This is a genomic window from Corynebacterium aquatimens (genome assembly GCF_030408395.1).
In the GTDB taxonomy this organism is placed as follows: domain Bacteria; phylum Actinomycetota; class Actinomycetes; order Mycobacteriales; family Mycobacteriaceae; genus Corynebacterium; species Corynebacterium aquatimens.
This window is the reverse complement of sequence record NZ_CP046980.1, coordinates 1,909,216-1,922,646: the sequence shown is the minus strand read 5'-3', so window position 1 is coordinate 1,922,646 and position 13,431 is coordinate 1,909,216. Positions and strand designations below refer to the sequence as shown.

General features: G+C 62.4%; 11 protein-coding genes. 10 read left to right on the top strand and 1 reads right to left on the bottom strand.

The window, feature by feature from the left end:
* The first annotated feature begins 117 nt into the window (after positions 1-117).
* The 3 genes from CAQUA_RS08710 (at position 118) to CAQUA_RS08700 (ending at position 4,160) form a co-directional block, all read left to right on the top strand.
* The gene (locus CAQUA_RS08710; protein ID WP_196825464.1) at positions 118-1,176 is read left to right on the top strand and encodes a hypothetical protein; all 1,059 of its coding nucleotides are present in this window, start codon (positions 118-120) and stop codon (positions 1,174-1,176) included.
* A gap of 22 nt (positions 1,177-1,198) precedes the next feature.
* On the top strand, positions 1,199-2,548 hold the full coding sequence (locus CAQUA_RS08705) for an IS256 family transposase (protein WP_196825465.1): 1,350 nt from the start codon (positions 1,199-1,201) through the stop codon (positions 2,546-2,548).
* Between the two features lie 373 nt (positions 2,549-2,921).
* Positions 2,922-4,160: a hypothetical protein gene (locus CAQUA_RS08700; protein WP_290178216.1), complete on the top strand. Its 1,239-nt coding sequence runs from the start codon at positions 2,922-2,924 to the stop codon at positions 4,158-4,160.
* Positions 4,161-4,829: 669 nt separating this feature from the next.
* Here the strand turns inward: CAQUA_RS08700 and CAQUA_RS08695 are convergent.
* Complete coding sequence (locus CAQUA_RS08695) at positions 4,830-5,105, bottom strand: anti-sigma factor (protein ID WP_376993128.1); 276 nt, start codon at positions 5,103-5,105, stop codon at positions 4,830-4,832.
* 684 nt (positions 5,106-5,789) lie between these two features.
* Between CAQUA_RS08695 and CAQUA_RS08690 the strand changes: the two genes are divergently transcribed.
* From CAQUA_RS08690 to CAQUA_RS08660, 7 genes are all read left to right on the top strand, one after another.
* The gene (locus CAQUA_RS08690; protein WP_231375614.1) at positions 5,790-6,344 is read left to right on the top strand and encodes an ECF transporter S component; all 555 of its coding nucleotides are present in this window, start codon (positions 5,790-5,792) and stop codon (positions 6,342-6,344) included.
* Positions 6,345-6,451: 107 nt separating this feature from the next.
* Positions 6,452-8,698, top strand: a complete 2,247-nt coding sequence (locus tag CAQUA_RS08685) for an ATP-binding cassette domain-containing protein (protein WP_231375620.1) — start codon at positions 6,452-6,454, stop codon at positions 8,696-8,698.
* A gap of 351 nt (positions 8,699-9,049) precedes the next feature.
* Positions 9,050-10,228 (top strand): saccharopine dehydrogenase family protein, encoded by a 1,179-nt coding sequence (locus CAQUA_RS08680; RefSeq protein ID WP_196825470.1) that lies wholly within the window; start codon positions 9,050-9,052, stop codon positions 10,226-10,228.
* A complete protein-coding gene (locus CAQUA_RS08675) occupies positions 10,225-11,268 on the top strand; it encodes an ABC transporter ATP-binding protein (protein ID WP_196825471.1) in 1,044 nt (347 codons plus the stop codon). The genes CAQUA_RS08680 and CAQUA_RS08675 overlap by 4 nt, the downstream gene beginning before the upstream one ends.
* Entirely contained in the window at positions 11,265-12,017 is a 753-nt protein-coding gene (locus CAQUA_RS08670; protein ID WP_034666004.1) for an ABC transporter permease, read from the top strand. Before CAQUA_RS08675 ends, CAQUA_RS08670 begins: the two co-directional genes overlap by 4 nt.
* Entirely contained in the window at positions 12,014-12,751 is a 738-nt protein-coding gene (locus CAQUA_RS08665; RefSeq protein WP_052205195.1) for an ABC transporter permease, read from the top strand. Before CAQUA_RS08670 ends, CAQUA_RS08665 begins: the two co-directional genes overlap by 4 nt.
* A 73-nt stretch (positions 12,752-12,824) precedes the next feature.
* Entirely contained in the window at positions 12,825-13,430 is a 606-nt protein-coding gene (locus tag CAQUA_RS08660; RefSeq protein WP_196825472.1) for a class I SAM-dependent methyltransferase, read from the top strand.
* Position 13,431 lies beyond the last annotated feature (1 nt).

The window sequence follows — 13,431 nt, the reverse complement described above, 5'->3', positions numbered from 1 at the left end:
TCACTTACGCCTTTTATCTCTAACACTGACTTCCTTCCCCTTGTCGATCCTGAAACTAACAAGGTCGTTGCGAACTACATACCTCCACGCAGTTATGGAGAGAATGGGCGCATTGTCGTGGCGGATGAAGCTAAGGATCTCACTGGACGTGGAGTGAAGTACACAACCAAAACCAGTGTAGGAAAAGGTGAGTGTGGAATTAGAAACCAAGAAGTATCCTATGATTTCACAGTTAATGGACACGTTCTTGATAAGCAGTTCGCCACAAACGCTCCGCTCAGGATCGAATTTAAACCATGCCAGCGCAACACTTATCCACGTCCAGTTGGTTCTCGCCCTATTCCACAATTGAAGTGTAATGCGGAAGTGTCGAACACCACTTTGCAGTACATTCAAAACCGTAAGCGGAATGAGATGAAGCGGGATGAGATCATTGGATCTTCATTCTCTATCACTCCAGGTGAAGTTCAAACCTTCAAGAAAGTCTTCTTTGAGATCGACCTTGGAAAATCTGATCCAGGACTAGCGATTGATAGAACTTTTGCACCCGAGCTTGAATTTGAAATCAACAACCGCGTCTTCAAGGACGAGTTCCTAGAAGGTAGTGAAACAGCAGCATGGTGGTTAAACGTTCCTCCCGCTTACTGGGCGTATCCAAATGAGGAAATCATTGAGAAGGTTAGGGCGTACGCTTCTGAAGTGTCGCCAACAAACGACGATCCGTTCTTAACTTCTGATAGTAACACTCACAAAGTGAATGTTTTTTATGCGGATCTCATTAAAGAATACATTCAAAACGAACTTCTTGATGGTCCTGTCAAGTTTGACCAAGACAGGAAGCTGATTACATTTGCCTTCGATGACGAAAATGGATTCTTGTCTGCGCCAAAGAATGCTCTAGGCGAACCATTCGCTCAATACGGTTCTGATCGTTCTGATGGTTTGGATATTAAATTTAGCCTTAAATCCAAAGAAGGTACTGTCTGGGCACCGTATACGGGACAACAGACCTACTCGATTTACACCCGTTACCAAACGGATACTGATGAGTACAAGGGGGAATGTCTCCAAGAGCTAAGTTCTCTACCAGAATCACAGCTTTCCGGTGTTGCGTGGGGTGAACCAATTAAGCCGGTAGTTCCGAGAGTGTCAGGAAGTTTGTGTGTGAGGCTCTGATCTAGAAGGAGTTTCACCGATAATGACTACGGTGTCACCGAAGAAAAGCCATGACCCAGCGAGGGTCAACGAGATCAGCGAGAAGCTGATGGAAAATCCCGAGATCGCCAGCTTGATCGGCGAGCTATCGACGTCCACCGACGATGCCAGCGACCTAGTCAAAGGCTTGTTGCAGGCATCGATCAACGCTGGGTTGCAAGCGGAGATGGATGCCCATTTGGGCTACGGTCACTCGGATCGGAAAGCTAAAGCCCAGGTTGAACCCGTCCAGGGCGGCAATCACCGCAACGGGTCGTACATCAAGACCGTTAGCTCCGGGTACGGCGAGTTAGATGTGACGGTGCCTAGAGATCGTGCCGGCACGTTCGCCCCGCAAATGGTGCCGAAGGGCTCGAGGCGCCTGACAGAGCTTGACGACATGATCATCTCGCTGTACGCCGGCGGGATGACGGTGCGCGATATCCAGCATCATCTCGTCACCACTTTGGGGGTGGATATGAGCCCGGATACGATCAGCACCATTACCGATGCCGTGCTCGATGAGGTGATGCTGTGGCAAAACCGCCAGTTGGATGAGTTCTACCCGGTGATCTTCCTCGACGCGCTGAAAGTGAAGATCCGCGACGGCCACCGCGTGGTCAACAAGTCCTGCTACATGGCCGTCGGCATCGACATGGACGGCATCAAGCACATCTTGGGGCTGTGGATTGCGGATAACGAAGGCGCCGCATTTTGGGCATCCGTGTGCGCAGATATCGCCAACCGCGGCGTGCAGGATGTCTTCATCGTCTGCTGCGACGGGCTCAAAGGCCTCCCGGAAGCAGTAGAAGCTACCTGGCCGAACTCCATGGTGCAGACCTGCATCGTGCACTTGATCCGGGCTGCCAATAGGTGGGTGTCCTACCAAGACCGCAAACCCGTCTCGGGTGCGCTGCGCGAGATCTACACTGCTGCCAACGAGGACACCGCCCGCGCCGCGTTGGACGCTTTTGAGGCATCTGAGCTGGGGCGGAAGTATCCACAGTCGGTGAAAGTCTGGCGGGATGCCTGGGAACGATTTGTGCCGTTTTTGCAGTTCCCGCCAGCGGCACGCAGGGTGCTCTACACCACGAACTCGATCGAATCGCTCAACGCTGAACTGCGTAAAGCTACCCGCAACCGAGGGCAATTCCCGAACGATACTGCGGCGCTGAAAACGCTGTGGCTGATGATCTGCAACATCGAAGACAAACGCGCGGCCCAGCGGGCGAAGAAAGCGAAGCGCGACATTGAATGCAACGGCTATATTGAAGGAGCGAAAGCCACCGGGTGGAAACAAGCCATCAACCAACTAGCCGTGGCATATCCCGACCGATTCGCGGACTACTTGTAAACCACCCCCCGCACACAAACAATCGGACACCTTCGTAGTTCCTCCAACTTCTACAAGCACAACGTCTACGTCTGTGACACCCACAAGCGAGAAACCATCCCCAACCACCGAAGAAACAGTTACTATGACCCTCCCTCCAAAGACGGTAACTGTGACTGAAACTCCAACTAGCACGGTGACATCTACTCTTGCTCCAGTTACTAAGACTGAAACTCCTATTCCAGTCACTACCACTCTTGACCGTGTAACAGAGACGGAGACACCAGCTCCTACGACGGTAACTCAAGAACGTGAGACTAGAACGGAGACACCAGACCCAACGACGGTAACTCAAGAACGTGAAACTAGAACGGAGACACCAGACCCAACGACAGTGACTGATGCTCCGGTTACAACCACAGTCACTCCAGATCCAGTCACTACCGTTCTTCAACCGGAGACGAAGACAGAAACTCCGGCACCGGTCACTACCACTCTTGAGCAAGTGACAGAAACAGAAACTCCAACACCTACAACAGTGACCAAGGAGCGTGTCACCGAAACTGAGACCCCTGCTCCAACCACTGTGACTAAAGAGCGTGAGACAGCGACCGAAACACCTGACCCAACGACGGTTACTAAAGAACGTGAGACCAAGACGGAAACGCCTGATCCAACCACGGTTACTGATAAGCCTGTAACAAGTACGGTTACCCCTGATCCTGTTACCGTTACTGAAACTGCACCTGTTGTAACCAAGACGGAAATTCCAGTTCCAGTAACTACAACCCTCGACCGCGTTACTGAAACGGAAACCCCAGCCCCAGCAACAGTCACAGAGAAGCGCGAGACAAAGACTGAAACACCAGCACCAGTCACAACAACTCTCGACCGCGTTACTGAAACGGAAACCCCGGCTCCAACCACGGTCACTGGTGATCCCGTGACTTCTACAGTGACTGCTGATCCTTCTACGGTCACCAGCACCCCAGCACCTGTTACGGTCACTGGAACTCCAGAGACAAAGACAGTCACCCCAGATCCAGTGACTGTGACTCTAGAGAAGCCAACGGTGACTACAACTCCAGGTGATGAAGGTGAGTCAACCACCCCAGCACCAAGTAGTCCTGAAACCACTAGCGAAGACACTCCAGCGCCAAGTGGCACTCCTCAACCAAACGAGGACACTCCAGCACCTACACCTACAGATAGTGCTGAACCTCAACCTAGCGAGACGATAGAGGAATCAACCACTCCTGCTCCAGGTGACGGTGAACCTACTACTGAAACTGCTTCAAGCGATTCACCTGAACCTGATGCTGATGATGAACGCAAGGACGGTGACAGCGACAAGCGCGATGACAGCGAGTCTGACTCCGTAGACGATGATGAGCGTGATGGCGCTAAGGTCACTGATCGTGACAGTGGCAAGGACGCGGGTGACACTCCACGTTTCAAGCCAAACCCTGGTGCTCCATCGAACACGAATAGTGGCATCGTTCCTAAAGCTCCAGCGATTCCACCATTAGGACAACCAGCTCCAGCTGCTCCTAGTGGAAAGGGTGCGATTGTCGATACTGGTGGACACGTTCAGACCTCACTCTGGACAAAGATCGTTAACTTCTTCCGTTAGGGTGAACCCTCCTGGCGAGATCCTGATGTGATCTCTCAAGGCGAGAGTCCCCTTGGGGTTATTCCTCAAGGGGACTCTTCTGTGTCTGAGTGGGGCGTGTGGGACACTGGCAGGCGTTCCGTTGTGAGTGCGGGCGTGTCACTCTGGAGTGCTGGCGGGCGTTCTATTGTGGGTGCGGGCGTGTCACTCTGGTGCGCTGGCGGGCGTTCCATTAAGGGTGCGCGCGTATCACTCTGGGACGTTGGCGGGCGTTCCATTGTGAGTGCGGGCGTGTCACTCTGGTGCGCTGGCGGGTGACTCAAAGCTAGTCAGAAGGGTTGTGTGCGTTGTGTGAAGTGGGGCGGTCGTTCGTAGAGGTAGAACTGTTTTAGAGTAGTGTTCGTGCAGGTAGAACTGTTTTCGCAAGACGATTCGGGAAATGCAAGGGGTTTTTGATGGGAAGTGTTTTAGAGTGGGGCGGGAAATGAGAGGTCACACAGTTCTGCAAAACCCTCTTGAAACCCGGTTAGCTACTCAGCTAGCCGGGTTTCGTGCATTGTTCCGCCGTCATCACAGATGCCCGGCGATGCGCCCGGCCCGAATAGGTGACACCGCAGGAGCCGAAGCTGGTGTGAACTTCGCTCTCGCCCGGTGCTCGGCGCTGAAGCGCGCCAAGGGATGGAACTGGGACTAGAGCGTCACGTTGGCCAGCACCGCGCCGGTGGGTTGCGCCGCGCCGGCGGCGACTTCCTCGGTTACGAGGACTGAAGCAGTTCCACCGGGCAGCGGCATCCACACGTCGTCGTGGGGTTCTTGGCCGATGACTCCAGCCGATTCCACGGCGCCGTCGTCCATGACTGCCCACACTTGTGCCCCCATGCCGTCGTCGAGAGCTGGCTGGCCGTTGACCATGGCGCCGCCCTTGCCCATGTCAGAGCTGATCACGATGTCGAGGCTCGCGCCCATCGCGTCGGCCTGACCTTGACGCGCGTCTGCCTTGGGGATCGAGGACGCAGGCGTGGTGGAAGTATTTGCCAACGTCCACGCCAATGACGAAGTCATAGGCCATGGGTGTGTTCCTCCTAGCGATGAATTAGAAGTTGGACTATTTGAGCTTCATCGCTGGGGGTGGTCGGACATACTTAGTACTGGCATCTACATTACTGTGAGACCTCATACCACCTGGGCTCGGTCAGGTTCCTATTAGCAGTTTGAGTATGTCACTGTCTTCGGCGGCATCACCCCCGGATCATTTTCAGACAGGGGCGGGAATAAGCCATACCGAAGCCAGCGACTAGTTCTACTGTCCTTTCAGACGGCGGGAACGGAAATAAACATAACCCGCCCAATCGGGTGGACAGGCTATGAATCTTCGGTGCCCTGAGGTGGAACTGCTAACAACGAAATGGGGGGGGGAACGGGGGCAAAGTCAATAATTCGAGTCTGGCATAAGTGGATAAGGATTGCCTAACCTAATACTGTTTCAAGTTATGGTCCCGATCGGGAATCGGCAACGGAAGCGAGGCGGCGACGATGAACAGAAAACGTGGATCGACCAGAGAACCCCTCTCCGGAGGGGGAGTCGGGGACGCGGGCCCGGACGGGACGGGCGACGGCGACGCGGTGGCGTCGCAGACGGACGACGGGCGGTTGGTACACGTCGCACCGGTCGCAGTGGGTGGCCGACCATCCACCCGCGACATGCTCGTCGCCGCCGCGATCGGCGTCGCGGGGTCTCTCATCGTCGTGCCCCTGACCTACCTGCAGGTGTTCGCCGGCATCGCCCACGTTTATCTCGTCGCGGCGACGCTCGGGTTGTGGTTCCTGCCGTGCGTCGTTCCCCTCATCGTCGTCCGCAAGCCTGGCGCGAGCCTCATCGCGTGCCTTGCCATGGGCGTCGTGTCCGCGGCGACCACCCCGTTCGGCGTCGCCGCGATCGGGGCGCTGATCATGGAAGGATTGCTCATCGAGCGTCCGTTCATGGTCACCCTGTACCGGCGGTGGACGCGTCCCCAGTTCGTGGCGTCGGCGATGTTATTCTCCGCGCTGATGGGAACGATGGCCCCGCGTGCCGTCGGCGTCGACTCGCCGACCACGCCCATGGCCCTGATCAGCTTCGCCGTAGCCTTGGCATCGAGCCTGGTGTTTTTGGTCCTGGGCTTTGCCGTCGCAAAGGGGCTCCGCAGCCGCGGGGTTACCCGATGACCGGCGGAGCGCCCGCGTGCGCCGGTGCGACACGCGGGACGGCCCCAGCCCGGTTGCGGGTCAGTGGCGCGGGAGTGCGGCACGCCGATGGGCGATGGGCACCCGACATGGTGGACCTCTCCTTCGATTTCGGCACGTTCAACGCCATCACGGGACCCGTGGGATGCGGAAAGACGAGCCTGGCCCACCTCATCGCTGGGCTGATACCCTCGCACATCCCCATCGACCATGCCGGATCCGTGCACATCGTCGATGCCGACGGCACCGAATGCCCCGTGGACCGGGACCGGGTCACCTTCGTCGGGCAAGACCCGGCGACGCAGGTGCTCACGCTCCGAGTCGTCGATGACGTGTCCATGGCCCTCGAGTTTTCCCTCGTGGAAGCCGGCATCGTCGCCAAGCGATCAGCCGAGGCCCTAGCGGAGCTCGGGCTGTCAGAGCTCGCGGAGAAGGATCCGTGGGCTTTGTCGGGCGGGCAACGCCAGCGGATGGCCATCGCCGGTGCGGTGGCCAGGGCGCCGGAGGTCATGATCTTCGACGAGCCCGCGGCCCACGTCGACGAGGACGGTCGCCGGTCGCTGTTCGCCGCCATCCGTGACTTGCGGGCCCCGGGGCGCGTCATCCTGCTCATCGAGCACGACCTCCGCCCGTTCGACGGGTGGGTCGACACGGTGACGATCCTCGATGCGGACGGGAGCGTCGCCGACCACGGAGCGCCGGATAGCATCGCGGTGAAGGGCATTGCGACGACGGCCGCGACCGCCGGAACGCCAAACGCCAGTACGCCGGGCACGGGGGCACCGGACCGTCCCGGTCCGGACCGGCGGCGAAGGTCCCGGGGAGCCGGGAATGGCGCCGATCCGGAATCGGAGGCGGATGCCGTTCCGCTGCTGGCCTTGACCGGAGCCAACGTGGCCCGGGGCGGGGAGCGGATCCTGAACGGGGCTGATCTGACACTGGAACGGGGCGAGATCCATGCTCTAGTCGGCGCCAACGGAGCCGGTAAGTCCACCTTGCTGGCGGTGCTGTCGGGCCAGATGAAGGCGGGAGCGGACATACGGATCGACGGCGAGTCCGCCCGGCGCGCCCCCGACGCCTTCGCGTCGTGGGCGTTCCAGAACCCCGAGCACCAGTTCACCCGCGCGACCGTCGCCGCGGAAATCGCCTCCGCGCTGGCCGGCACGGACCCGCACGGACCACTCGGCGCCGATGAGCTGAGGAAACTGCGGGAAGCCTTGTGCCCCCGGGCACTTGACCCTGTCTCGCCGTTCGTCCTGTCGGGCGGACAGAAAAGACGGTTGGGCATCTTCCTGGCGGTGGCGGCCAATCGCCGTTTGCTGCTTCTCGACGAGCCGTTGGCGCACCTGGATTCGCCGAGCTCGCGCATCGTACTGCATACGCTGGCGGAATACGCCGGGGCCGGCGGAACCGTTGTGTTCACGTGCCACGACCGCCGTGCCGCGCGAACGTGGGCGGATCGGGCGAGCATCGTCGCCGAAGGGAAGGTCGCCTGGTCTGGTCCCGCGGCCGACGTGCCGGCTGCCCCGGAGTCGTCCCGGCGGGATCGTGCACTGCCCGCGGCCGGCGCAGGGACGTCCGGGAATGAAAGCCCCTGGACCAGTGAATCCGCCTCTCGAAGGCGCGCAGGGTTGAACCCCATCACGATTGTCGGGGCGGTGATGCTCGTCCTCGCCGCCGGGCTGCTCTCCGGTGGAGACGCCGTTGTCACGCTGACGGTGGTCGCGTTCCTCGCACTCGCTGCAATCGCGGAGCGCGACGTTCGGGCGACGGCGGGGAAGGTCCTCCTCGTCCTGTTGATCGGGGTGTTCTTCGGCCTGCTCGGGTGGCGCTCCGAGTTCTACGGCGGTGGGGATCCGGCGGAGGCCGTCCGCCGCGGCATCCGTCACGGACTGCTGCTGACGGCCGTGTTCGCGGGGACGGTCCTGGTCTCCGCGTGCATGCGCGTCGAGGAGCTTTTCGACGCCATGGTGCAACGCTTCCGGGTGCCCTACACATGGTGCACCATAGCGATTTCCGGGGTGAGCATCGCGGCGTTCCTGCGCAGCGAAATCCCCCATCTGACATGGGCGATTAGATTGCGCTCGATGCGACCGGGGCAGTCTTTCCGCTCCGGCTTCATTCGCGCGACGACGCCCGCGCGCATCGCCTTTCCCTTGTTCGTCAGCGCCGTGCGCTGCGCCGAAAAGCTGTCCTTGACCCTGGCGATGCGCAACTTCGGCCGCCATCCGTGGCGCACCTTCCGCACCGATCACCCCTGGCGAGTGCGTGACGGATTCGCGGCCGCAGCGTCCGCCGCGGCCTTCGTCGCCGCCCTGGTGTCCGCAGTGACTTGACGGACGCCCGGAACCGGCGGGTCCCGGGCCCGCGAGCGTTTCCGAGCTTGTGCGGAGACGCGCCCCACCCAGTTGCTTCACCCTTTCAACCCTTCAGACACATCCTCCGGGTCACGCCATGCGGGCCCGGTCCGCCCGGCACCGGCATGGCGCCGACAACCGAAAGAGGTACCAATGAACACGATCCGGACCACTATTCGTTCGTCCTCGGAGAGGATGCCGCGCTGACCGGGGCCCTCATCGGGGAGTACATCGAACGCCGGCGCCAGGCGCCGGAAACGGACGACAGGGCAGCGGACCCGTCGTCCGAAGGAATCGACCGGTCGCGGGACCGGGGAAACGAGATGGAACATGACTGACCGACGAAACGGCGGGGAAGCACGGGACCGCGACGCGGGCGAACCCGTGAAAGTGCTGGTGGCCGGAGGTACCGGCGTCACCGGACGGCTCGTCCGGGGGATGCTCGGCGTCGTCGATGGGATTGAGCTGGCCTACACTTCCCGGCAGAAACCGGACGATGGCCCGGGGCGGCACTTCCCGCTGAGGATCGCCGCCGGCCACAACGAGATCTGCAGGGTCTTCCGCAAACACGATTGGGTGGTCAACTGCACCGGCCCGTTCGAGGTGCATGCAGACTCACTCGCCCGTGCTTGCATCGACTCAGGCACCGGGTACATCGACGTCAACGATTCGATCGACGCCCGCCGCGCGATCATGGCCCTCGACGGGGATGCTCGGCGGGAGGGGGTTCCCGTGCTCACCGGGTTCGGCCTGTGCCCGGGCTTGTCGACGGCCCTGTTGATGCTCGGGGCCCGCGCTGCGGGGGCCGAAGAGGTCCGCGATGTGCGGGTCGATCTGCGAATTGGCGCCGACCAGGAATCCGGGGCCGCGTCGGTCGAGTCGATGTTCCGGACTATCCGCGGCGGATACCGCACGATGCTCGGCGGCACCATCGTCGAGGTGCGGCGCAACCCGGTGTCGTCGCAAAGCGGAATCAGCTACGAATGCCCGGACATCGACGTCGTACGCGAGGTGTGCCCCTCGATCCGTGGATATTCCTACCACGGCGCCTTCGATGCCCTCCCCGATGAGTCGGTGGAGAAAATCCGCACGTCGAGACTGTACTCGATGCCCGTTGTCTCCGGTCTGCTCGCCCGTCTCGGGGCGGCCGAGACATCGCGGAAGGCGCGGGCGAAGGGCACTCCGCAACCCGCCGAGCTGGTCGTCGCACTGTCCTCCGCCGGCGCGGGCGATGCGGGGCCGGCGGCCGAGACGACCGTCGTCCGGGCGACCGGCCCGGGTTCCTACAAAATGACCGCGGCGATTGCTGCCGCCACCGTTGTGGCGGTCGCGGGGAAGCCGGTCGCGCCGGGGTGCCGGGATCTCGTCGGCCACCCCCGGCTCCTCGAACCGGTCCTCGCCTTCGCCCGCGATGCGGGCATCCATATCGAGGTGCCACATGACAACCCGACCACGGGGCCGCTGCCGACAGCGGCCCACTGCGATACCAAAGAAATGGGGAAACGATGACGGATCAAGCTGAACGAGGTGCGGCGATCGTCGTCCGCGACCTCACGAAGAGCTACCCGATTGCGGGCAAAGCGGGCACCCCGCCCGAAGGCGGGGCAGGTGCCCCGCCGGACGGCGGGCGCAAGGGAAAGCGCGGTGCCCGGATGCGCAAGCATGTGCTCGACGGCGTGAGTTTCACCGTGCCCACCGGGGCGATCGTGTCGTTCCTCGGCCACAACGGTGCAGGCAAGACCACCCTCATCCGAATCCTGTCGACGCTCATCACCGCCGACTCCGGCGAGGTGAGCATCTTCTCGCGCGACGTGAAAGAGGACCCGGCGGGCGTGCGCGCTGACATTGCCACCACCGGCCAATTCGCGGCGATCGACGAGAACCTCACCGGCCGGGAGAACCTGGAGTTCTTCGGGCGGCTGCGTGGACTCGACCGCGCCGCCGCGGCCGCCCGCGCGACGGAACTGCTCGCGCAATTCTCGCTCGCAGACAGTGCCTCGACGCTGGCGTCGGCCTATTCGGGTGGCATGCGGCGCCGCCTCGACATCGCCGCGTCGCTGTGCGTCGTGCCCAGGCTGCTGTTCCTCGACGAACCCACGACGGGGCTGGACCCGGTCAGCCGCGAAGAGCTGTGGGGCTTCATCCGGCAACTGCGGGACGACGGAATGACCCTGGTGCTGACCACCCAGTACCTGGAAGAGGCGGAGGCGCTGGCAGACCACGTCCATCTGCTCAAGGATCGCCGCATCGTCGCCAGCGGAACGCCGGAGGAATTGCGCCGCGCCTTCGGGTCGCACGTGCTCCGCGTGTCCTTCGCCACCGCCGCCGAGGCGGAGGCGTTCGCCCGCTGCCTCGGGGGAACGTGCCTGGACGGCGCCCGCGTCGCGGGGAAGTCGGTGTCCCTCGACGTCGACCCCGGACCGCGGGTCCTCGTGGCGGTGGCGCAGGCGATGGAGGCCTCGGAAGCGTTGCCGGATTCGCTGAGCGTGTCGCCGCCCACCCTCAACGAGGTGTTCATATCGATGAACGCAGGGGGTGCGGCGCGATGAGTGCGACGTCGGTCGCGGCGTTTCTCCGTCGGGATCTGCTGCTGTTGCGACGCAACACCGCGTCGCTGATCTCCATGTTCGTGGTTCCGCCCCTCTTCCTGCTGTGCCTGTACGCGGTGTTCGGGTACTCGGCGGAGCAATCCGGCTTCGGGTACCTGCGTTTCGTGCTCGGCGGCTGCCTGTTCCAGGCGGCGATGTTCACCGCCGCGGCGTCGGCGATGGCGGTGGGACAGGACGTCGAATCCGGGCTCGTTGACCGCGTGCGCGTGTTGCCCGGGGCCACAGGCGGCTATGTCGCCGGCAGGCTCGTCACCGATGTGCTGCGGATGTCCGCGTCGATCGCGGCGCTGCTGGTCGTCGCGTGGGCCTGCGGCCTCGACATGGCTGTCGGTGACGTCGCGTGGACTGTCCTGTGGTCGCTGCTCGCCGCGGCGGTCCTGTCCCTGGTCACGGACGGGGTGATCCTGATGGTGCCCGCCCCGGTGTCGACGGCCTCATCGATCCAGGCGCTGGAAATGCTGCTGCTCATGTTCTCCACCGCGTTCATTCCGGCGACCGCTTTGGACGGCTCCCTTCGCGACGTCGTGCGCCACATGCCTTTTTCGCCGGTGATCGAGGTGATTAGGGCGGCGTCCCCGGACGCCTTCCCGGATCGCGCCGGGGAAGAGGCCGCCCTGTGGCTCGGTGTCGCGGCGGTCGCCGGAATCGTCCTGTTCATCCGCCGGTTCACCTCGAGGAGCGAATCATGATTGGCGCCATCTTCGTGCATCTGCGGCGCATCGCCCACATTTGGCTGCGGCGCCCCGACTTCTGGTTCATGACGTTCATTGCTCCGCTCGTGTACCTGTTCATCGTCAACCGCATGTTCGGTGGCCTGGTCAGGCAGCTCACCGGAGAGTTCGAACTCCGGAACGCGGTCATCCTGGTCGTGACGGCGTGGGCGTTCATCCTGGCCATCACGGGATCATCCACCGTGTTCGTTGAACGCAGCAATGGCTTCCACGAGCGGTTGATCACCATGCCGGCGCCGTACGCGGCCGTGCCGGCCGCACGGATCATTGCCGAGTTCATCCGGATCATGGCGATGACGGCCGTCGTCGCGGCGGTGGCCGCCTTGCTTTCCGACGGCCCACCGGAGGTGTCCTGGTGGTGGAGGATCGCGGTGACCGGCGCGATGGTTGCCGCGGCGGCCGCATGCACCGGCACGTACATCGCGTTCTCCATCACCAGCCCCCAGGGTTCCGTGGCCCTCATCCCGTTAATCATCGTTGCGATGTTCGTCAACACGGTGCTCATGCCCGCCGACCACTTCCGTCCCCTCCTGCGCGGAATCGCCGGGCACACCCCCGTATCCGCGGCCGGCGAGGCCGTCAACGGCACCGGGGCTGCGGGTCTGGTGGTCTGCGCGGCCTGGTTCTTAGGCATCGCCGTGCTCGCGGCGTGGGGCATCGCCGTGAAAACGAGGCCGGGGGAGTCTGCATGACGGCCCGCGAATCCGAGCATCTAACCCGAAACCGCCGCGTGGACGCGGCCCACACACCCGGAGACAGAACCAGATGAAGTCGATCGCCCAGATCGTCCAGAACAACCGCAGGCTCCTCGCGGCCTACGAGGACAAGGTCCAGCCGAGGTTCCTAAGCCGCTATGCGCTTGAACCGATGGACGCCGCCGCCGTGTACCGGAAGCTCCGTGCGCTGGATCCCGGGCCGGATGCGCCGGCCCGGGTCCTCGACCTCGGTTGCGGAACCGGGTGGCTCGCCCGCATGCCCGCCGCTGAGTCTCGCTATCGCAGGGCGAACATCGTCGGCTACGACCTGTCGCCCAATGCGATCCGCATCGCCCGCGAACGCGCCGCCGCCGACGGGCTTGGGGCCCGGACGGAATTCCACGTCGCCGACGTCCTCGCGCCGCTCGGCAGGGTCTCCGGGCTGCTCGCCGACGGCGGCATCGCTTACGTGCAGACGTTCGTCGAGGATCCCGACGTGAACGAGCGGGTCGACATGGCCGTCATGGCGAAGATGGGCCACCGGGTGTTCCGGGGCAGCGAGCTCGAGGACCTCGCCGAAGCCAACGGGCTGAAGCTGGACGGAGCCTCACGCGCCGGCATGGTGTATTTCTGCACTCTCGCGAAGAAAAGCGCGATCGGGGAGGCGGGGAAGTGAG